This window comes from Paenibacillus donghaensis, from assembly GCF_002192415.1.
Taxonomy (GTDB): Bacteria; Bacillota; Bacilli; order Paenibacillales; family Paenibacillaceae; genus Paenibacillus_AQ; species Paenibacillus_AQ donghaensis.
The window spans coordinates 4,089,466-4,109,649 of the sequence record NZ_CP021780.1; the positions used below are offsets into that span (position 1 = coordinate 4,089,466).

The 20,184-nt window shown below is 33.4% G+C and carries 35 protein-coding genes and 2 tRNA genes; 2 read left to right on the forward strand and 35 right to left on the reverse strand.

Annotated features, from left to right (window positions below; translation table 11 throughout):
- Window positions 1-5: 5 nt before the first annotated feature.
- From B9T62_RS41305 to B9T62_RS18890, 32 genes are all read right to left on the reverse strand, one after another.
- A complete protein-coding gene (locus B9T62_RS41305; protein WP_281257744.1) occupies window positions 6-131 on the reverse strand; it encodes a hypothetical protein in 126 nt (41 codons plus the stop codon).
- Between the two features lie 15 nt (window positions 132-146).
- Window positions 147-854: a Gabija anti-defense Gad2 family protein gene (locus tag B9T62_RS18755; protein ID WP_245864495.1), complete on the reverse strand. Its 708-nt coding sequence runs from the start codon at window positions 852-854 to the stop codon at window positions 147-149.
- Between the two features lie 37 nt (window positions 855-891).
- Window positions 892-1,362: a hypothetical protein gene (locus B9T62_RS18760; RefSeq protein ID WP_087916670.1), complete on the reverse strand. Its 471-nt coding sequence runs from the start codon at window positions 1,360-1,362 to the stop codon at window positions 892-894.
- Window positions 1,363-1,381: 19 nt separating this feature from the next.
- Window positions 1,382-1,750, reverse strand: a complete 369-nt coding sequence (locus B9T62_RS18765) for a hypothetical protein (protein ID WP_087916671.1) — start codon at window positions 1,748-1,750, stop codon at window positions 1,382-1,384.
- A gap of 1 nt (window position 1,751) precedes the next feature.
- Complete coding sequence (locus tag B9T62_RS18770; RefSeq protein WP_087916672.1) at window positions 1,752-2,045, reverse strand: hypothetical protein; 294 nt, start codon at window positions 2,043-2,045, stop codon at window positions 1,752-1,754.
- A 41-nt stretch (window positions 2,046-2,086) separates the two neighbouring features.
- Window positions 2,087-2,323 carry a hypothetical protein gene (locus B9T62_RS18775; protein ID WP_157793905.1) on the reverse strand — a complete coding sequence of 79 codons (237 nt, stop codon included), beginning with the start codon at window positions 2,321-2,323 and terminating at the stop codon, window positions 2,087-2,089.
- Window positions 2,324-2,509 carry a hypothetical protein gene (locus tag B9T62_RS18780; RefSeq protein ID WP_087916674.1) on the reverse strand — a complete coding sequence of 62 codons (186 nt, stop codon included), beginning with the start codon at window positions 2,507-2,509 and terminating at the stop codon, window positions 2,324-2,326.
- A gap of 39 nt (window positions 2,510-2,548) precedes the next feature.
- Complete coding sequence (locus B9T62_RS18785) at window positions 2,549-2,788, reverse strand: hypothetical protein (RefSeq protein ID WP_087916675.1); 240 nt, start codon at window positions 2,786-2,788, stop codon at window positions 2,549-2,551.
- Window positions 2,789-3,112: a hypothetical protein gene (locus tag B9T62_RS18790; RefSeq protein WP_087916676.1), complete on the reverse strand. Its 324-nt coding sequence runs from the start codon at window positions 3,110-3,112 to the stop codon at window positions 2,789-2,791. It abuts the gene before it with no gap.
- Window positions 3,113-3,808, reverse strand: coding sequence for an HNH endonuclease signature motif containing protein (locus B9T62_RS18795; RefSeq protein ID WP_087916677.1), 696 nt, complete (start codon window positions 3,806-3,808; stop codon window positions 3,113-3,115). It lies immediately after the preceding gene.
- A gap of 16 nt (window positions 3,809-3,824) precedes the next feature.
- Entirely contained in the window at window positions 3,825-4,064 is a 240-nt protein-coding gene (locus tag B9T62_RS18800; RefSeq protein ID WP_087916678.1) for a hypothetical protein, read from the reverse strand.
- Complete coding sequence (locus B9T62_RS18805) at window positions 4,054-4,326, reverse strand: hypothetical protein (RefSeq protein ID WP_087916679.1); 273 nt, start codon at window positions 4,324-4,326, stop codon at window positions 4,054-4,056. Before B9T62_RS18805 ends, B9T62_RS18800 begins: the two co-directional genes overlap by 11 nt.
- 14 nt (window positions 4,327-4,340) lie before the next feature.
- Window positions 4,341-4,499, reverse strand: coding sequence for a hypothetical protein (locus B9T62_RS39250; RefSeq protein ID WP_157793906.1), 159 nt, complete (start codon window positions 4,497-4,499; stop codon window positions 4,341-4,343).
- A gap of 38 nt (window positions 4,500-4,537) precedes the next feature.
- Window positions 4,538-4,747 carry a hypothetical protein gene (locus B9T62_RS39255; RefSeq protein ID WP_157793907.1) on the reverse strand — a complete coding sequence of 70 codons (210 nt, stop codon included), beginning with the start codon at window positions 4,745-4,747 and terminating at the stop codon, window positions 4,538-4,540.
- Window positions 4,748-4,969: 222 nt separating this feature from the next.
- Entirely contained in the window at window positions 4,970-5,506 is a 537-nt protein-coding gene (locus tag B9T62_RS18810; RefSeq protein WP_157793908.1) for a 5' nucleotidase, NT5C type, read from the reverse strand.
- Window positions 5,499-5,828 carry a dATP/dGTP diphosphohydrolase domain-containing protein gene (locus B9T62_RS18815; protein WP_087916681.1) on the reverse strand — a complete coding sequence of 110 codons (330 nt, stop codon included), beginning with the start codon at window positions 5,826-5,828 and terminating at the stop codon, window positions 5,499-5,501. Before B9T62_RS18815 ends, B9T62_RS18810 begins: the two co-directional genes overlap by 8 nt.
- Complete coding sequence (locus B9T62_RS18820; protein WP_087916682.1) at window positions 5,828-6,331, reverse strand: 3D domain-containing protein; 504 nt, start codon at window positions 6,329-6,331, stop codon at window positions 5,828-5,830. Before B9T62_RS18820 ends, B9T62_RS18815 begins: the two co-directional genes overlap by 1 nt.
- Window positions 6,332-6,404: 73 nt before the next feature.
- Window positions 6,405-6,566 (reverse strand): hypothetical protein, encoded by a 162-nt coding sequence (locus tag B9T62_RS39260; protein ID WP_157793909.1) that lies wholly within the window; start codon window positions 6,564-6,566, stop codon window positions 6,405-6,407.
- A gap of 114 nt (window positions 6,567-6,680) precedes the next feature.
- Entirely contained in the window at window positions 6,681-7,679 is a 999-nt protein-coding gene (locus tag B9T62_RS18825) for an ATP-binding protein (protein ID WP_087916683.1), read from the reverse strand.
- A gap of 113 nt (window positions 7,680-7,792) precedes the next feature.
- Window positions 7,793-8,815 carry a single stranded DNA-binding domain-containing protein gene (locus B9T62_RS18830; protein ID WP_087916684.1) on the reverse strand — a complete coding sequence of 341 codons (1,023 nt, stop codon included), beginning with the start codon at window positions 8,813-8,815 and terminating at the stop codon, window positions 7,793-7,795.
- A gap of 123 nt (window positions 8,816-8,938) precedes the next feature.
- Window positions 8,939-9,877 carry a hypothetical protein gene (locus B9T62_RS18835; RefSeq protein WP_087916685.1) on the reverse strand — a complete coding sequence of 313 codons (939 nt, stop codon included), beginning with the start codon at window positions 9,875-9,877 and terminating at the stop codon, window positions 8,939-8,941.
- A gap of 136 nt (window positions 9,878-10,013) precedes the next feature.
- A tRNA-Ile gene (locus B9T62_RS18840) sits at window positions 10,014-10,086 on the reverse strand.
- 4 nt (window positions 10,087-10,090) lie between these two features.
- Window positions 10,091-10,173, reverse strand: a tRNA-Leu gene (locus B9T62_RS18845).
- Window positions 10,174-10,351: 178 nt separating this feature from the next.
- Window positions 10,352-10,732: a hypothetical protein gene (locus tag B9T62_RS18850; protein ID WP_087916686.1), complete on the reverse strand. Its 381-nt coding sequence runs from the start codon at window positions 10,730-10,732 to the stop codon at window positions 10,352-10,354.
- A 276-nt stretch (window positions 10,733-11,008) separates the two neighbouring features.
- Window positions 11,009-11,383, reverse strand: coding sequence for a hypothetical protein (locus B9T62_RS18855; RefSeq protein ID WP_087916687.1), 375 nt, complete (start codon window positions 11,381-11,383; stop codon window positions 11,009-11,011).
- A 67-nt stretch (window positions 11,384-11,450) separates the two neighbouring features.
- Entirely contained in the window at window positions 11,451-11,576 is a 126-nt protein-coding gene (locus tag B9T62_RS41310) for a hypothetical protein (RefSeq protein ID WP_281257745.1), read from the reverse strand.
- Window positions 11,566-12,108 carry an accessory gene regulator B family protein gene (locus B9T62_RS18860; RefSeq protein WP_157793910.1) on the reverse strand — a complete coding sequence of 181 codons (543 nt, stop codon included), beginning with the start codon at window positions 12,106-12,108 and terminating at the stop codon, window positions 11,566-11,568. Before B9T62_RS18860 ends, B9T62_RS41310 begins: the two co-directional genes overlap by 11 nt.
- Window positions 12,109-12,875: 767 nt before the next feature.
- Window positions 12,876-13,871, reverse strand: a complete 996-nt coding sequence (locus tag B9T62_RS18870; RefSeq protein WP_087916690.1) for a phage lytic cycle repressor MrpR family protein — start codon at window positions 13,869-13,871, stop codon at window positions 12,876-12,878.
- The gene (locus B9T62_RS18875; RefSeq protein WP_087916691.1) at window positions 13,864-15,204 is read right to left on the reverse strand and encodes a ParB N-terminal domain-containing protein; all 1,341 of its coding nucleotides are present in this window, start codon (window positions 15,202-15,204) and stop codon (window positions 13,864-13,866) included. Before B9T62_RS18875 ends, B9T62_RS18870 begins: the two co-directional genes overlap by 8 nt.
- 59 nt (window positions 15,205-15,263) lie before the next feature.
- Window positions 15,264-16,028 carry a hypothetical protein gene (locus B9T62_RS18880; protein ID WP_087916692.1) on the reverse strand — a complete coding sequence of 255 codons (765 nt, stop codon included), beginning with the start codon at window positions 16,026-16,028 and terminating at the stop codon, window positions 15,264-15,266.
- Between the two features lie 21 nt (window positions 16,029-16,049).
- Window positions 16,050-16,517 (reverse strand): hypothetical protein, encoded by a 468-nt coding sequence (locus tag B9T62_RS18885; protein WP_425436667.1) that lies wholly within the window; start codon window positions 16,515-16,517, stop codon window positions 16,050-16,052.
- Window positions 16,518-16,753: 236 nt separating this feature from the next.
- Window positions 16,754-17,056 carry a hypothetical protein gene (locus tag B9T62_RS18890; RefSeq protein WP_157793911.1) on the reverse strand — a complete coding sequence of 101 codons (303 nt, stop codon included), beginning with the start codon at window positions 17,054-17,056 and terminating at the stop codon, window positions 16,754-16,756.
- 507 nt (window positions 17,057-17,563) lie between these two features.
- Between B9T62_RS18890 and B9T62_RS41825 the strand changes: the two genes are divergently transcribed.
- On the forward strand, window positions 17,564-17,773 hold the full coding sequence (locus B9T62_RS41825; protein ID WP_087916696.1) for a helix-turn-helix domain-containing protein: 210 nt from the start codon (window positions 17,564-17,566) through the stop codon (window positions 17,771-17,773).
- Window positions 17,774-17,829: 56 nt separating this feature from the next.
- On the opposite strand, the gene B9T62_RS18905 is transcribed toward B9T62_RS41825, so the two are convergent.
- Window positions 17,830-18,216 (reverse strand): type II toxin-antitoxin system PemK/MazF family toxin, encoded by a 387-nt coding sequence (locus B9T62_RS18905; protein WP_157793912.1) that lies wholly within the window; start codon window positions 18,214-18,216, stop codon window positions 17,830-17,832.
- Between the two features lie 285 nt (window positions 18,217-18,501).
- On the opposite strand from B9T62_RS18905, the gene B9T62_RS18910 reads away from it, so the two are divergent.
- On the forward strand, window positions 18,502-18,990 hold the full coding sequence (locus B9T62_RS18910; protein WP_087916698.1) for an RsfA family transcriptional regulator: 489 nt from the start codon (window positions 18,502-18,504) through the stop codon (window positions 18,988-18,990).
- Window positions 18,991-19,024: 34 nt separating this feature from the next.
- Here the strand turns inward: B9T62_RS18910 and B9T62_RS18915 are convergent, their stop codons facing one another.
- Both B9T62_RS18915 and B9T62_RS18920 read right to left on the reverse strand, forming a co-directional pair.
- Entirely contained in the window at window positions 19,025-19,396 is a 372-nt protein-coding gene (locus tag B9T62_RS18915) for a hypothetical protein (RefSeq protein ID WP_087916699.1), read from the reverse strand.
- Between the two features lie 127 nt (window positions 19,397-19,523).
- The gene (locus B9T62_RS18920; protein WP_087916700.1) at window positions 19,524-19,760 is read right to left on the reverse strand and encodes a hypothetical protein; all 237 of its coding nucleotides are present in this window, start codon (window positions 19,758-19,760) and stop codon (window positions 19,524-19,526) included.
- Window positions 19,761-20,184: the final 424 nt, after the last annotated feature.

Here is a 20,184-nt window from a genome sequence, read left to right on the forward strand (position 1 = left end):
TTTGATTAGATTATGTCACCATCGCCAAAGATCAAAGCAAATAAGAAAGCTCCACCGCCACCAAGCAAAAGAGTGGCAGCAACACCTACAAAGAAACTGTTCCAATCAATACTATTGATAAATTCTTGCATGTTTATATCTCCTTCCTATGATCCAAAATGTTCTAATTGATTATTCTCCAGAATCTCAATCTCTCGCTCACTAAATCCAACATCATTAAGCCTCAGAAGCATCTTACTGATCTCTTTATTGCTCACTGTCATTCCTCTCTCCACGAATCGAGGAAGTCTTACAATGGTTCCTACAATATCTCTGGCTCTGCCTTTGTTGTAGTAAATCTTACTTCCACTAACAAACTTCCAATCACTCAGACAGACGACTTTGCCATCTCTCCAATAGGTCATATTGTGTAAAAAATCAAATTGATTAATCACTTCCTCAGGCTTGCCAACCCATTGAGTAATGATCTGGTATTTGCCCAAAGTAATTGCATTTTGAGTAATAGTCATATTGATGCCATTGTACAATCCACCGCTTCGCACTTCACCTGTATAAGTTGCCTGTTTAAGAAAATAATCTCTAAGTCTTTCAACTAAATAGTTTGACTCCACAAAAAAATCATAATCCTTTGGTTCCTTGCCATGATAGAGACTGTAAATGCAGCCTCCAGATATGTACGATTTATCAAAGAATTCTTTTTGCAATTCTTCAGGTAATAGTTTAATGAGATTATCTTTAACATACAGAAGTTCATTGTTGATCTTATTGATCTTTTCATTATGTATTTGCTCTGATGTCTTATATGTATTTTTTAAAATTCCTATCTTCAACAGCAGTTGTTTAATTAGTTTCACTCTGTTCTCCTCTCAATTTCTTAATCAAATTCTCCTTTCATTCAAACATCATATGACTAAAACCTTTTTCTTCATTAATTCCCCAATGTTCAAATTGAGATTTAACTGTTTGATCTTTTGAAACAACTATGTATAAATCGCCCAACTTACTGAGATAAGAGTCTTGTGCTTCATTAACATATTCAGAATCCCCTACCCAGTCTACATAGAATTCATCTTTTGTTTCATCGTCATAAATCAAATTCACTGAACAAATATCTCCGTTCGATAGTCGTTCGAAGGCGTTGTGTTTATATTCTTCGATATCAAACGCAAAATAATCTTTATTAGCGTGTTTGCTAATCGCAATTGAAAATAGATCACAAGTAGTCATATGCGTAATACTTTGATAATGTTTTGTAATATGATTTTTCAAATCTCTTACTTGAAAATTGCCTATGTGTTTGCCCTCAATGATCAATACTTCACAATTTTCTAATCCAAACTCAACCGAAGTTATTTTCTTCAATTAATCTCCTCCCCTTTGTCTAGCAGAATGTCCCAATATTCCGTCTCACCGTAAAATTGTTATTATCCAATTCTTCAATCAACTGTTCAACACTCACAATTCCATTATATTTATTTTTTATCTCATCAATCAAAACATTCAATGCCTTATCGGGCTTGCTTTTCTTTGTTTCAGGCTCACTTACCAATATATACTTCGTCAAACCGCCAGCCAATTCTTCAACATTGATTTCGTAACCAGCAACATACATCTCCTGGATTCTGGCACTGTATCGCAGAGCAACCTTGACCAAATCCACATTGGTTACACCACTATTCCCGGCAGACCGAAGCAGATTGAGAATCTTTAGTCGTTGTGATTCAGTTCTAACTTTAGTTTCAGATTTCATATTATACCTCCTCTTGATTTTTCTTTTTCTTATTTGCTCGACCTTTAGCTAAGTTGGCAGCCAATGCAGCTCTGCGTTCATCGCTCATAACACGTTTACTGTCACTTTTCTTACGGAAGGACACTTGTTCATATCCAACTTTATAGTATGAATTCCCTTCAGAATCTGTCTTATAAGGCTCGAAGCCAGCCTTAGACATCTTATTCATAACCTTGCTTGAGGCAGAGTAGATATCCCACTGATCATCTGCATCCGAAATTCTAATCACCGTTTCACGCTCTTCTGCTAATGCCATTGTTATTTCCCACTTTCATATATATTTTTTTCGTAATAGTTTTAATTCAAATCTTTTAGCATTCTTATAGTTTGTGGATGTCCAACTACCATGTCACCCATTATAAAAACGTCCTTTTTAGGAATATGAATATATCCATACCGTTTCATCCATTTTTTGTTTATGCGTTTCGATTTATGCGTTTTTGCCTGTTTCTTATCAACCATATGTATATTTTCAACAAATTTAAATCCAAGCAATGCTTCACCTTCTTCTTGTAAAATGATGATTTCATACACTCAAATATAATAATCAACTTGTCTAAGCTCACTAAAAAAATACTCTCTCATCATTTCTTTGTCCTCACCAAACTTTTCCAATTCCTTTTCAATATATTGTTGTGCGAGTTTTTCTAGGGTGAAGACACCTTTAACTTCGCTGTGAGTTGTGTCTGTTTGGTAATATACTAAAGTAACATATTGCATATTGTCTCCTTCCCTGATGAATTATCAATTCTATTCTGCCTATTCATTTTTTCTCCATTCCTTAATCCATCCTTTTAGTCCTTTTGAGGAATAAGAAATCTCACCCCCGAATAATCCAATCCATACTAATGCGAAACCAACACAAGAGGTGCAGTACATATATGCATAAGCAAATCCTCCAGTCATTTCAATTGACGTATCTGGAAAGAAAATAGCAAACACCAGGAACGGAACAGCTAACAAATAAACGAACAAATGATTTAGAATATGTTTTATCAACTATTTAATCTCCTTTACTTCAGCTTCAATTTCTTCATCTTCATTCACAACTTTAATTGTTATACCGTTCGTAACCTTCTCCCACTCCTTAGAGTCGAATCCTCTAGATTTAACTCGTACCTTTCCATAGCCTTCAATAAATGTATCATTTCTACTTACAAGCCCTGCTCGTTGAATGGCTAGATTTTCTGCGTGGCCCTCAATTGTTTTACAGTCAAAAAAGCAGTCACTGAAATTATCCATCCACTCTTCATTAATAATATCTTCGTCTATTTCAACTATATATGTATTGGTTGTCACTACTTCACATTTAAAATATTTCATTTATAAATCCTTTCTCTTCTCGCTGATGTATTTTTTGAAATCTGTCTCTAGCCACTTTGTTATCCGCTGATATCTATTTACATCATAATAGCAATTATTTTCGTTGTACCATTCAGTATAGTCGCTGATATTTTTCTCACTATTACAATAAAAACATGACGGAATACAGTTACTCAGATCATTTGCTCCAAGATTAATTGCATGCTCTCTGGCAAAATCCTTCTTTATCCTTTTTCTATGTATTTCAATAGGCATGCCACAGTAAGCGCAACAATAATCAAAATATTCTTTGCATTTATTCCATTCTTCATTTTTAATATCGTGCTTTTTATTTTCTCTATTTAACATATATAATCTAGCCTTCATTTTTCCATTTTGAGAATTTTGCCAGAGTTTTTGATATTCAGCCCTCATTTCTTTATGTTGCCTTGAATAATCTCTTTCTCTTTTTCTAATTTGTTCCCCTTTTTCTATTCTTCTGTCTTGATGATACTTCTTCAGTTTTTGATCTCCCTCGTTATAATTTTTCTTTTGAAATTCCTTTCTGCTTTCAATAAAACAAGTCTTACACCATGAAGTTAACTTCAATTCATTGATGTTTTTCTTTTTGTTTCTATTGATTAACTTATAGAAATAATCAATTGATGCTGGGTATGAATTCTTGCATTTCGTGCATTTTCTTAATTCTTCAATCAAAATCAATTATCCTTTCTTAATTACTCTCAATATATTTCTTGACTTCCTCATATGTATGGAACATACATCCCGAATCCTGTACAATTTCTTCGCCTTCTGCATCCAAATAATCGAAATCCACATCCCAAACTTGATGTTTTTTCATTAAGTCAACCAATTCCGGTCTTTTAATCTCATGGCCTTCTTTAATCAGTTTATCTTTGTAATACAATCCTTCCCAATCATCCAAACTTACAATGATAAATTTATTTTTCATAAACATCGATCCGTTTCTGTAGTTTATTTTTACTACGCTGTTTCTTAGTCCGATTCTGAATTTTTTGCAAACGATGAATCTCATGTTGTATATCTACCGTTTCTCCCACACCTTTTAGTGCGCGCGCAATAGCTTTTCCTCCAGACTCAAATCTGTATGCCATATTATTAAAATTATCAAATAATTCATTCATATTTTTATTTGTCACAGGGATAGTGCTAATTTCTTTCTTACTAAATAGATTAAAAATGTTAAACTTCATTACAATCATCTCCTTTAATAATATTTATTTTTATAATACTCCTTACCTGAAACTTCTCTGTATGTTGCCTTGCCACATTTCAAACATCTGCTAAGTGTTTCTGACTCAAAAACCTCTTCACCGCAGCTCACGCATTTGTCTGAGTCAAAACCAATTTCATTATCAATATTCAATCTTTCACCTCTTTGAAGGAAATGCGGAATTTATCAAATTAAATCTCTTTATAAACCGCTCTAAATCTCTTACCATGCTGAATTACATTATCAAATTCATCTTCTGTTTCAATTCTTTTTGTATGACGGATGATTTCGCTTGGAGGATATGGAAATTCATATGGTGAATAAACAAACACCTCTGTTGATCCCCTCCATGAAATAAATTCAAGGCCATTATAGCCTCTCCAGAATACTTCTGATTTCATTTATTGCTCATCTCTCCTCTTTTTCTTCACTTCTTTAATCAATGTCCAACCATAGTTTGATCAAAACTCTTCTATTTCGTATCTATTTAGAGCAACTTCAACAGTCTCCTTGAAATCTTTTGCCTTATCTCTTAATTCCATTAGCTCATGATAACTGCAATCATTGTCTTGAAAGAAAATACATAGTTCTTGAAATCTTTCGAAATTGAATGTCATAAAATATCACTTCCAATCTAATAGGATATCTTTCACCTCTAACCAATTGTTTACACGATAAAATCTGTCTTCATCTCTGTTGTGTGGAGCATCAAACAATATTTTATTCCCACTAAACGACTCTAAATTTGCTGGCTTGTCGTCTATTAAGTATTCTGCTGCAATAATTGACTTATCTCTTGTGAATACGAATTTGTCGGGTGCTAGAAATGGGAAGTGTTTAAGCAACCAATTATGCTTTGGAACCACATTATTAATGTTAAATGGCGATGTAACAACATAGATGTCATATGTATTATTTAGTTCTTGTAAAACATCTTGACTATCTTTGATTACAGGAAGATTGGCAAACAGTTCTGGGTCGTCCATATAATCATATATCTTCTTGTTACATTCGGGCTTTGTGATATGGCACCAATTCCAAGCGTTGATTTCTTCGGGAGTTAATGTGTCATTGTAATCATTGTTATATCTTCTTACCCACTCAACCACCAAATCAGCAATTACATTATCCTGGTCTACTGCAATTCGTTTTTTAGCCAAAATCCTTCACCTTCTCTGAGTCGATCTCAACGGCTTGAGCAAACATAGATCTACACATAATGTGAGAGAGATGTTCGTCGCTCTTATCGCCAGCTAGATAGGCATAGGCGTGAATAATAAGATGATTGAGATGTTCTTCGATAGGGATGTCTCGCCAATTGTCTGCTCCATATTTATCTGCCCCATACTTTAGAACTTTCGTCATTTCGAACATAGCTAGAGGATCTAACAAATCAAATCTGTACAATACTTCTGACTGCTTACCTCCGAATTCATTTGTTACGGTTGGCGCATCCTTTCCTACTCCATCCACCTTCTTCATTAGTCCACTTCCTTTTTAATTATTTGAACATGCAGATTTTGTCTGCCAAAATCTAAAGCACGATCTAAATCCTCAATATAGATATCTAACTTACCTTCAGTAATCGCAGAGCCTCTATCGCTACAAACATATGTATTATCAAGTTCTTTTATTTTCACCCCTGTTCCAAATTCCATTGATTTGGGGCAAGCGATAGAACTACCTTCAACGGTACGCTTGCCGTTAGCCTGAATCCCATATCCTTTTTCGCCTTTGTGTTTTTGCGTAGATTCGTAACCATTGGTATAGGCACTCACGCTGTAGATTTCCCATTTTCCTTCTGTCTTTACGATGGATTTTGGTTGAACCTTCGCAGCTTCCTTCTCATTTTCAGTCTCAACAGTTTGAACAATTTTCCTCTCAATTGGAATAGTGTTATTTGATTCTCTAATTTCATTTGCATTTTGAATGTTTGAATGACTCAATGCAAAAGCGAACATCAGAGACAGAATGATCTCTAGCATCAGAACCTCCACATTTTAGATATAGCCCCACATTTTTTTGTGAGGCTATGTATTTTTATTATTAAAAAACTAACTATTGTTGTTCTACTTTAAACCAAACTCCAATAGAACTACCTTTACGCATTGACTCTGCGTGAATGTACGCCGCATCATATGTATCAAACTCCAAAGTCTTCTCGTGGCTACAAGCATATCCCGCAAATTTTTCTCCACCATACACTTTTACTTTATACAACTCAATCACCCCTTTAGTCTTTAAAATCATATCTATATGTAGTATTTAATAATTATTTTAACACTACATATAGACAATAAATCATGATCAAATCTGTCTTTTATGAGGTCTTAATTATTCTTTGATTTCTTCTGACTTATTGACTTCATCTTTCAGAGCATCAAGAACTACAGCCATAACCTCAACTTGTCCCTTTGCAAAATCAGTTACTTTTTTACCTTTTCCTAATTTCCCCTCAATAATTTCGTTTACAATTGTACCCTTGTCTTCACTGTGAAGTTTTTTACCAAGCTTAATAATTTCTGCTCTCAGTTTGTCATAGTCAAGATCTTCGGATTCTAATGTTTTCTGTTGCTCCTTATATGACACAGCCTTGATTCCTTCAGCTTTTTCTTGATCCTCTACAGCTTTAGAAATCGCTGCCTCTAATGCTTCTGCTGTGAATTCAGGAAGCGAAGTGACAAGATAATCGAAACGACTTCTTGCAAAGAATTCAGGCGTTTCAGCCATATATGCCGATGACTTAATTACGCTACCTTTTTCATCAACACCATTAGAACGAAGGTGGACAATAATATCTGAATTGTCAACCACAGGAGCAATGGCTCTCTTATCTCCTTTTGGGTACGCTCTACCTGTATCATCAACCACTTGATGAGCGATAAAGATAACGGTGAAGCCAGAGCTAACCATTTTATCGATTTCTTCCCAAAATGCCGTACTATACTCGCTCCATAACCCATAGCCTTTATTACCTGAAGCGATAGAATCAGCTTCATACTTGTCACACACATACTTAGTGCAGTAACGAGCTGCGGTTTCTACTTCGTCTAGGATGATTGTCTTGTACATTTCTTTCGCCTTGCCAATTGTCGCCTTGCCTGTAATTTGTTTATTGACTTTAATGAAATCCGACCAACTATTGATTGGAGCAAAAGGAACACCAGCGATAGCGTTTAATCCTTTTTCAAATGCTAGATAGAATGGCTTTGGAAACCGAGTCGATTGCTTTGTCTTCCCGAGTGCGTTTCCTCCATAAACGAGAATAACCTTTCCTTCTGTGCCTTTTGCTACTACGGAAACCTGTGGGTTAAAAATATCTAATGATGACATATGTATAAAATCTCTCCCTATAATTGATTTATTTTTTAATGGTGAGTGGTAGTTTTTATTAACCGACCACCACTCGATTTAATATTATTTTATATATTTTTACTATGTATTACTCAGAATGGCAAATCTTCATCCGAAATATCTAGAGGCTTCCCGTTATTAAATGGATTTTCTTTTTTGTGTGCATCTGGCGCAAAAGGATCTTCTTTTGGATTAACAACATGAGAATTTGACCCAAATCCAGCATTATTCGAGGATCCAGCGTTTCCATTTTTCTTTTCCTCTTTTTTCTTTTCAATTGCTACGTCACGCTTTTTAAGAGCTTCACGAATAAGTACAATGTCGTAGGCGTTTTTATCATCTTCATCATACGGTGGTGTTCCGCCTACGATAATATACTCACGAACCTCTTTGCGGTCAATTTCTTCTTGTGGATCTCCAAATCCAACTTCAACCAGTCTTTTCGTGACAATTTTTGTATTTACGATATCACCATAAACTTTAACTGTCTGACCCTTTTCATAAGTATCTTGAACATAATTAACAGACGTTGGATTTTGCACTACAAAATCAAAGGGGAAGATTTTCTTTGCGTCATCCTTTTGTTCTTGGTAGTTAACAATAAATCCTTTTAGAATCAGTCTTCCAGTTTCTTCACCATTCCGCGTCTCCGCTTTAGATCCAGCAATTGCCAATTCAAGATTAAACTTAGCTTGTGGCTCAAAAACTTCATCCGACTTAATGCGATTTACAAACTTTGCAGAAAGTTTGGGATACGATCTCCATTCGCCGTCCTGACCGACATATTCATTCTTTCCAACTTTACCATTATCGAATTTGCCAGAAGTTTCAATGCGAACTTTATCAGCATTCTCAATACCATGTACATCAATTGTCTTGTATTCGTCACGAATAGTTACTAGTGTTTTAAAAAGACCACTTACTTCTTTCTTTTGGTTCATCTTAAATGAGAATACATTTACAGTGTGAATAGACTCAGGAGACACTTGAATATCAATTTCTCCCGAAATGGCGTCCTGCCCATTGATCGGTTTTTCTTCAATCCGAATATCTTTTACAATGCCTTCGATGTGAATTGTGTTAATGCCCTCTTGTAGTGTTTTTTCGTTAGCCATTTTAATTTATCTCTCCAATTATGTATTAGTTTAGTTTTTTTAAATAAGTTAATATGTTTAGTTTATTGGACACTGCGACTCATTTCGGTGGACTTCGCATTAAAGAAATACTCTCACATCCTCTCAGAATCCGAATTTATTAACCTTATCGACTTTAGTTTCTTTTATATCATCAAATGGTGATCCATGAATCACATCCGATTCCAATTCTTCTGGCTTATATCTTCCCTGAACTAGCGAGGAAAGATTACCTCCAACAATCTCCAATTCTTTAATTGATGATCCAGCAATAACTTCGTATCCATCATCAGATAAAGTCATTGGAACATAATTTCTTATGTTTCCATGGATCTTCAATGTGGAACCAACCTGAATATTACTTTGAAAATATTCAACAAGCGCAACGGAACTTTTGTCTTTAATGTTAATCACAAACTTGTACGGGATGATGTCAAATCCATCAGAATTACGAATAATCAATTTGGTATTTACATTATATTTACTAGAAATAACTTTTTTGATATCCATAAATACTATCTCTTGAGTGAAATAAGATTCGTTCAGTAGACTTGCTTCATCTATAGAATATATCTCAGTGATGATGAAGCTTTCTTGTGTCTCGCCTTTATATTCATTGAATCTTAATGAACCCTTGATTAACACGCTTGATCCATCTTTTAAGTTGTCTCTCAGGTGCTCTGTTGCATCATAGGCTATTAACTTAATATCTTCTCTGTCTAGGCCATTGAGGTTAATTTTGACTGGTTGGAAGTACTTATAGCTCTTGTACTTGTGACTATATTTTTCATTCCAGTTAACCATGATATGATTATTCTTGTCATATCTCTTTGTCATTGGATCAACTTTAAACATTTTTATCTTGTCCGACTTATTCCCCATCATTTCAACATATACAAATGCATTACTGCTCACTCTCACGCCAAATTGTAGCCTGTTCCATTGTCCATTTTCTGTCTGTCCATCAGTGTAAGCCTTAGTATTAGATAGACCAGTAATGATTCCTTTGATTTCAAACTTACCGTATGTTGGTTGCAAACTCATTCACTAACCTACTTTATATGTATTAACTTTTAAAAACAAAAACTTCTTAATCACCACCTTCTATTGGAATATCTATAACCTCACTTACGTAAAGATATATATTCAACATGCTTTCGCATGGCGTTTTTAAAATCAATGGGTCTCATCGGACTTGAACCGATATTATCTGATTTATGAGATCAGAGCCTTAACCATTAGACGAAAGACCCATGATGCGGATGGAGGGATTTGAACCCTCATGTCTCAATGACAATGGATTTTAAGTCCATCACATATGCCAATTCCGCCACACCCGCAAGTTTCTTATTAATCTTGATGAAATTATTATTTCCTCAACCCTTAGCATGTTCCTCTGAACCTCCATACCCTTATATTACTCTAGCCCTTCCATCATGTCAACACATTTCATATATTTACTTTATAAATCCATTGAACCGAACAGTTTGTAGTCCGGTTCATATGTTTTTTTATAAATTACGTGTATAACAGGAAATCCATAAACCAAGTACTAGGCGGTAGATCACTATGTATCTCAAAAATCTTTATTGCGTTCGTCTGATTAAGTTGCGACACTTTATAGTCATTTAGTGGCTCTTGAAACAAATCTTCTAATGCCGATTTACTATCTTTATTAAAGTGAGAACAAAAATCACTTACAGTGTAAATTCTATTTAATATATCCTTATCTCTTTTTTTAGATAAATATTCATCTATTTCCCGTCTTGTCTTGGATTCACCGCACCAATTAATAATATTGCTTATATCGTCTTGATTTTTCAAAACAAAAGTAACAAAATTCCAAAACTCAAATGCAGATTTCTCAACCTTTAAGATTGGACTTAACTGATTTTTCATTACATATCCCCTTTTTGTATTTTTCTCTGTCGGCTTGCAAAATATAATAATTTATCTGTCTAAACCCTTACATATAAGTTTATACCTTGTCTTATACGTAATCAACCATAGACATGTTGCAGCGAAAGTATGTTGACCATTCCTTTATTTAGTACTTATTGCAATAATTGTGTCGTATAATGTCGATATATATAGTAAGAACGTTTGTTCCTATTTTTATAGTAATGTAAACATTTCATTTATGCAAGACAATTATCATATATGTTGGATTTAAAATTACAGCCTTCTAAATAATCCTAGGCAAGTCTTTATTACTTTCATCCTTTTATCAGCAATCGTTATCCTGTCATTTTCCTTGTCTTGCCCATAAATAAGTACGTTTAATTTACAATCTATTTCTGGATTCTTATTTAAATTTGCTATAATGCCTCTATCTGTTCTTATAAACCCCTCGTTTTTTTCTAGCAATCCATAAGACTTGTCGACAGAATTACAATCCCTATATTCTCCATTATCTGTTTTATATATCCTATAAGATCCCTCTCTTTTTGTGTATTCAGTACGAACATGCCTCAAATCTTTAATTTCTATCCATTCGGCTTCTTCTGCGAAGTCTTTTCCGTCCCACTTTAAAACCATTATAGATCTCATAAAATCTCCCTTCTTTATTATGAGAGTGCCGTGGATACTAAAACAAATGGCATCCACGGCCTAAAACTTACATCATATCCGCTGGCACATCTTCCCCATGCAGGAATGTCCAGCTTGCAACAGAAACAGTCAGCAATACAATCATTGATAATCCCATTCCTACGAACTTCATATACTTGTGATTAATCTTCATCTCTTTTCACCTCCCTTAATGGAATATGAAACAGGAGGAGTGATTGTATAAAAATTGAAGTTGATATGATAATGTCGAATATCAGGATGCATATAATTATGATTGCTACTGATATCACCTTAAAAATAAAGTGATTTTCTTTTTTAACTATTGTTTTACTTGCTATTTTTGATGGAGAATATATTAGACACATCATGATACTAACCAATAATATCACTTTGTGATGGTCGTATAGCAAGTAACTATAATTAACTATAAGATAAATTAAAGATATTGATACTATCACACATATATCTGCATTTTTAATATGATATCCACCCGAGAATTGTCTCAATATTACAAATGGTATTGCTGCTTTTGCATATTCTAAATAATCTCCAGTAATCAAAGCGATTATAATTAGTGAAACAATAGGAATTATATTTGTGATAATAAATTTTACTGAATACTTAGTCTGAACAAACGATGGCATTTCATCTGGATAATCTCCAACAAGCCATTGGGCCATTTTTATAGAAAATGTATCAATCAATCTCATCTCTCTTTTCTTTCTTGGTCTCTAGTATAAAAATATTTATTAAGCACAAAATCCAGAAGATTATTTCTAGGATTACATTATTAAAGTTATATATATTGATGAACATCAACATAACGCAAGCAGACGTAAGTAAGATCACATTGTTTATTTTGGTAAATTTAATTCGGTAGGTGTAATCGTTAGGCAAGGTTGTGAAGTGTTTTTTGAGTTTTCTTAGCAACAAAGTTACAGATATCAATATTATTGCACTAATTATTTGTAAGGAAGGTCTCAAGAAATCATTATTTTTAATTTCATTAAATCTAATATCGGTCACATACGATGTCACCATTATCAAAAATCCCTGAATTACTGCCTGCCCAACAAACCCCATCAATGTTAATCTTAAAGACGAAAAAACCGATATTCTAAAATACAGTATCAATGATAAAAATAATATCGTTATACTAATCAATGGCTCATAATCTTTTAATGAGTCGTGAGTAGATATATAGTAATTTCCAATCGATATAACTAAAACGGTTAGTAATATCTCTCTCCAATAATTTCTTAATCTGACTTTGAATGATCCGAAGGCAAATATAAAAATTGATAAGCCATCAATCATCGAAAATAGTATGTATAACAAGGCACTTTCCATTTAACTTATACTCCCTCTTGTTAGTTAATTAAGTAAACATATATATATTACTTATAAGTCAATATTACCATGATATTTTTCTATGTCAACTATTAATTACAAATAAAAAAGAACAAGTTTTTCAACTTGTTCCCGCAGGGTATAGTCTGTTTATAGTTTTTAGGTTTAGACAGTCTTTAGATAACCTGTGTACTGAAAGTTCACCGTAATCAAACCTCCGGCACACCTCTAATATTTCTTGTCTTTCAAAAACTCCTCTCTCTTCATATAAGTCTTTTGCATATTTAACCATTCCAGACTTCCTAATGTTTAGAGGTACTAATTCCTTATAATCAAGCCACCTAGATATGTTTTTAATTTTTCGACTCACAAAATTTCTAGGAGCCACTCCAAAATAGGTTGTATTCATATCTGCTGACCTAAATATATACCCATTACTCACCAAAGTTATGTCTCTTGATGATTTCATCTTCACCTGTAGATTTGCATTACTTTTTACGTAGATTGTTTGATTGGCTGCTCTTATCAATAATGTCACTAATTTTTCCGATACTTTCAATTTTCTGATCGTTGTTTCTCCATCTGCATCTAAATTTTTTAAAGTGAGGATATTATTTTCTTGATCAATGTCCGCTAATTGCAATCGAAGTATCTCTGAGTACTCCCTTCCCATCAAACCCTCGAATAATGCTAGAACTAACGCTCTATCTTGTTCGTTTGACAATCTCCCGATTATGTCATTTATTTGTTTTTCGGTATATAAAAATTCTAAACTAGAATCTATAAAACTGCTTATAAATTCTTCAGATAAACCCGCCCCTAATGGATTTATATTATTATCCCTAAGATCATTTTTTATTGCCCATGTTATATATTTTTTCATTTGAGACAAGGCATCACGACTTGAGTTGTAAGTGGTGGGAGAAAGCAACTTCATCACTTGCCCAATCTCATTTACGTTGAAATTATATAAGTCTCTCCCCAATTCTTCCTCTACATAAGCCGCTCTTAGTAAAATTCTTGAGTACACAATTTTAGTTGATTCCGACAATCCCTTTAAATACCGTTCTTTTTGTTCAGCGTTGAAGAATTCATTCCCGTATATATTGTTAGCCAACTGTAACACTCCCTTGAACATATTTTTCAAAATATTCTATAACCATTTTTCTGAGAGGATTAGAATTTATTCCTCTTTTGCTCTTATCATTAAATATTTCAACCAGTTTTTCATCTTTAAAATTAATGTTTCCGATATACTCCTTAAGTTCTTTTAATGGTTTGTTGGTATCCTGAAAATGTTTTGCTATTACAGTATATCCCAAGAACATTAATGGATGGTTTATCAAGGTATTTGAATATTTGCGTGGGTCTAATATGAACTCATCTACATAGTATCCAAACAAGTACTTATAAAAGTTTATTAAATATTCAGATACTTCATCAACGTCTAATCCACTTTTTAGATTAAAAGAATGCTCTATCCCATATGACATTATATCGAATGTTGTTAATTGTCCTGTTATTTCGCTTATTTTGGGTGCGGAGGCGATCTTACCCTTTTTAAACTCAGACTTCGGATGCTGTTGTAGTTCTTTAACAACTAGATCTGAATTTTTCACAGATAATAACTCTTTTCTTCTCTCTATTTTAACCGGATTTATTGTATTTATTTGTCCAAAATACTTTTGTGCTTTCGGAGTGTCGTAAGATCTAATAGACAGTATCATATCTTGATTTAAATATTCATTCATTGTCATGGCTCTCGAACCACCCTCTAAACGGTGAAATCCATCTAATATTGAGACCACAGCTCCATCGTTAATTGTAAACAATCTTGTATTTTCATTGTAAGTAAATGGTTTTACCTCGTTCGAATAAACATTTAAAGTAATCATATCTTCAAGGTAATCATCGTTAGCCATTTCAGAAGCAATACTTTTAACACTATTTTTGTTTAGATACGGAGTTGGAACGACTCCATCTCTTTTCATTACGTATACGGCGCTTCTTTGAGTTTTATAATCATAAAAGATTAACTGAGAATTAGACATCTGTACCAAAAATGACATTTTAACAGATGTTAAAAAACTATCTTCTCTTATTTTTTTCACATCTTCAATAACTATAGGGAGCATCAATCTATTTTCAAAACCATAGACCTCTTTAATATTTTGGTGTGCCATTTCAATCTCATTTTCAGAAAACCAGCGTTCTGGAGACATGTCATCGTAACCAGTTACTTCATGTATTACTTCCGTGATGACGCACAGTAATGATTCACTGGCTGCCGATAATGCTTGATCTCCTTTCGATATATCTTCAAAGGTTCCCAATGGAACACCTTTATCCTTCAATATACTATTTGTTTGATGGACCTTTTTTCTTGTTCCTTTTATTTCCCTAAAACGTTCTTGAATATGTCCCTCTAGTTCTTCTCTGTCTTTTTTCATCGTTTACATACACCCCTCTGATTATTGAGTTATTGTAACATAGTTATAAAAATCTATTTTTAGCAAAAATATTTTAGAATATAATTTTGAGAAGTGCTTGTGTAAATATCGGCCAATACATCTTTGTCTGTTATTTTATTATCATTGATAATTTTCTGTCTTGCCGCCTTAAAACAAGATAAACAAAAGATATCAGTTCCTTCTTCTGGCGTAAATTGCCTAAAGCAGTTTTTCTCGACACATATCTTATCTTTAACTGCTACCGCCTTACCGTATGGCCTATATCCGGCCTTACGCATAGAATCTACCCAACTTAACCCCATCCCCCGGAGAACCTTCTGAGATGGCTTCAAGTTCATGATGTCGTATTCTTTACTTGTTGGTATATACCCTAATTTTTTAATTGTTTGTTTTAGTTCTAAAATTGCGTTATCGTTTGTCGCGTATTGAGCATTTGCCATTTTAACATCTGCCACACAAACTATTTCTGACCATCCGTAGTGTTTGCATATATAGTCATAACTAGGTAGCAAGCTTGGTGTAGACGACTCATATAATACTTTAGACACTTCTCCATATTCTAGGGCTAATATCTTTAAATTACTGACTGCCTTAATTTTGTTTACGTTTATTAAATACTCTTCTTTATTAAGTACCCCACACAATTTTAAAAACTCAGGGAAAGTTATATTTAACTTGTTTTTCAGGGTTTTCCATGCAGGAATATCTCCTCTATTTTTATCATACAGCTCAGTTGTTAAATATCCTCCAACTTTAGACGAGACTTCTTTTACTCTTTTTACCAACTCTTTATCAATAGTCATACCTTTAGTATCTCCTTACTATCAATATTCTATTCTCATCTTATTCGACATAAGATGGCCCTTTCCTTTATTTGTATCCACTAAAACATCTTCTACCAAATAAACTATCTCTTTACACTTACTGCAATTCCATGTTTTTCTTTTATATTGTGATTCTGCTGTATAAGTTGTTCCACACTTACAATCAACCTTAATCACTATTGTTTGATTACTGTATGCTTTATTTAAAATTTCTTCTTCAGTTTTTTGAATAGATACAATTTGATTACGATGAACTGAAAATTTATTATGTACTTTAAAATCGGCAACTAAATTTGAATTCAATCCAAAGTATTCGGCACCTATTGTGGTTACAAATTTCTCATCATTTTTATAACATTGCATCCATTCATCTATCTGACTATTCGAGAGCGGAACTGTATTCTTAATTCCACTGTTTAACGTGTAAGTCATTATATAGAGAGTGTTACTATCTTCGTTATTCATCAATCAATTATCACCTCCAATAGATAATTTACTTCATTAGATCTAAAAGTCAAGTGATAAATAAAACAAAAAAGACTCTTACATATAAATAATATCATATGTATTGAGCCTTTTATATATTTATTTGTCGATTTATGTAGTTTTTTTATTACATGTTGTTTTTATGTAGTTTTAAAATATGCTTCAGACACACATCCAATTACAACTGTCAAAGCATTATCCCCTCACCTTTTACACTCTTATTCAGTTGTTAGATGAATAACATTATCTTTAATGGTCATCTCACTAACAAATTCGACATCGCTTATACTCAGACCTCTTCCTCCAAGTAGTCTTTCGCCTACTGCGACCTTTAAATGATATGTGCTGTCTTCTGTAAGTTCCTGTTGGCAACGATACTTAGACTGCCACACATAGCGTTGTTTATCTTGCTCAAAAACATAGGTATGTAGATTCGCTGGGCGAAAGTATCTGTCCGTATAATCCACACCGTAACTTACTTCGATTAATTTCCCGATGATGTCAGTCTTGTTGTTATCCATATCGACCACCATCCATCCTTTTAAAATGTTTAATAAACTTTGATTAAATTCATTGTACTATATATCATTTAATATGTATATGTTTATATTATAAATAATTTATTTTCTTCTTTTCCTTACAACAAAATTGTCTATGGTATCAAAAATTCTATATAATTTAGTTATAAAGTCAATCAAGTCATCTGGATTATTGCTCCGTATACTGGTGTTAATCCAAGTCTCAACTTTTGTAACATTGTCTTTGAAAACAAGTTTCTGTATGACGTACCTCTTAGTTGTCATTTCTGCGATCTCCCGTTGTAATTATTTCCCTATGATTTTCATTATCGGTCTGATATATTATAAAGACATAGTTGATTAACTCTCTGACACTCAGTTAGAGAGAATTTTTTATGTCTATAGAATGGAACGATTATCGTTCCAGTTAAACATATTATCAATATACTATTACAAGAACTTCAAGTCAATAGTCAATAGAGAATTGTTTACAATAAAGGGAGCAATAATATGCCTTGGGTTGAAATCACACTAGATAAAATACTAATCACAAAGAATATGACCAGGAGAGAGTTGTCTAGAAGAACAAAAATCAGACACTCGACAATTAATGAGTTATGCAATAATACCGCAAAACAAATACCATTGAAGAATATTACTTTAATATGTGATGAATTAGAAATTGAGGTCGGGGAATTATTTAAATTTCATAAAGGATAGAAATTAAAAAAGAACGCTTCTCCATTTTTCTAACCCGGAGGAACGTCTTTTTAATTTTATGTTCTCGAAAATGTTCTGGTGGTGCTAATTATTAATGCCCTTTCCAACTCTCGTTCATATCTTTTTGGCATGTCCGTTATTTTGTGTATTAACAAACTCTTGTCGATAGTAAAGTGTTGTTCAAACAACACCACACTGTCTTTGTGAAAACCAATTTCATTTGCCTTCATATAAACGTGAGTGGGCAATTTTGCTTTTGTCATGCTGCTGGTGATTGGGCAAACCACCACGAAATTTGAGTGTAAATTGCTTCTATCGTTTGATATAACTATTGACGGTCTAACTCCTCTTTGTACTGATCCTTTTGATTCGCCTAAGTCTGCCAAAAAAATGTCAAATTGTTTAGTTACAATACTTTCTGCTCTTTCCATCACCATACTCATAATATCCACTCTCCGATTCATTGATTTAATTTATTTATATTCTCTCTATTCGTTATGTACCTTCAATTCTATGTACTTCTTCTTTAATATTCTATGTTTTAGTATTACTTATTTATATGTTTATTATACATGTGCAATTAGATTATTGCAACACTTATATTTACTATATACACTGATTTGTCAATAGTATTTCTAAGGTACAAAACTTTCTCGTGGTTATTAGGAATAACCTATTGACAAAAAGGATATAAATGGTATTAAACCAAAAAGGAAGGGTTGTTTTATGTGAAGAGAAAAGATCAATGGAGCCATAGCGATGATACCATACTCTCAAAAACTGTTCTAGAAAATATAAGCAACGGAAAAACACAGCTTCAAGCTTTTGACACAGTCTCAGAGACTCTGGGTAAGACTTCTGCGGCTTGCGGCTTTCGTTGGAACAGCGAAGTACGTAAAAGATTTGCGATCGAAATCAAGGAAGCGAAGGTAATTAGACAAAGTATTAAGAGTACGCCCACAAGAAACAATGTAAAATTTGATGATCGAATTTCATTGGATAAGGTTATATTATCTTTACTTCGTATTAAACAAGAATATGAAGTGATGAAGCAGAATCTCGCAGAGAAGGATAAAATTATTTACGAATTCGAATCAGAAAAGAAGCTACTCGCACCTGATTTGAACGACGATATGAGACACTTTCTTCAAATCCTTAAAAGATCAAGTATTTTAGATAATTTAACAAATGTAAACCAAAAAGACCCTGCCAGTTAATGTGGAGGGTTCTTTTTATGATGAAGTTCGTCTTTTATGTTGTTTTATCATTAATTAAGTTAGCTAAAATCTTTTTGATGAAATCTGCTGTCAAAGTTTCATTATTTGTTTCGTTCGAATTGTTTATTAGTCCTTCAGAATTGAATTCTGGAAAACCAACCATTTCAGAAATCAGGCTGCTTTCAAATAATCCTCTGGGTATATTTTTGCTCACTACAGAATCTATAATTCGATTAAGTTCATAATCATCTAGTATTGAATTTATTGAATCTTCCGTTATAAATAGAAAATGAAGATAAGCTAAAATTTCTTTAGATAGTTGCGTCATGTAAGACGACAATTCGCGTGACTTATAGCCAGTTGGCCCCTTATGCACTATAAAATTCCCTGAGAATACTGGACGCATCAAAGCCACTCCTTATATATAGATTTATATAATTTGATTAATTAAATGTAACACAAATCATATGAAAAAAACCAACCTAAATATTTGATTGGTTTATGAAATCTACATTTCAATAAAATTTAAGGAATTATTCCGAATAATATCTTTCTTCTCTTTGTCTCAAGTATTCTTCGTGCTCTTGTTCCTGTTCTCTTTTCCTGTCCTCGTCATCTATCTCCTGTCTTATTCTCTCGTCTTCCTCCTCATCTTCTTCTCTTTTTCTTTCTTCCTCTTCGCGCGCGTCTTCCTCCCACTGTCTCTTTTCTTCATCTTCTTGCTCTTGGTGTTCTACCATCTCTTCAAACCAATCCTTTTCACCGTTCATACAACATCACGTCTTTTCTCATTATTTTATTTCATAAATATCATTTATCTTTGTTTTCGATCATATTCACTCTGTAGATCTCCCCAAAAAATCAAAATGCTTGTTTATGAAACTTTATGTACAAAATATTATCTTTAATTATGGCAGAAGTATACCCTTTATTATCCTTAGAGTCTTGGTACTTCACTATCTCCTGGGCCATCTCCGTTGTCATCTCGCCTTTATAAATATGGAATGTCTACAATTGATCTAATCGGGATCTCGCAGCTTTTACAATTGATATCAACGCGCTCTAAGATAGTCTTAACTGGATCACTTAGATACTGCCAATCATTCTCTATCTTTTTCACCGATTAATCTCCTTTTCCTCAATTACTGATTTCAATATGTGAATATTCTCAATCGTTTCGTCAATGTCGCTTTG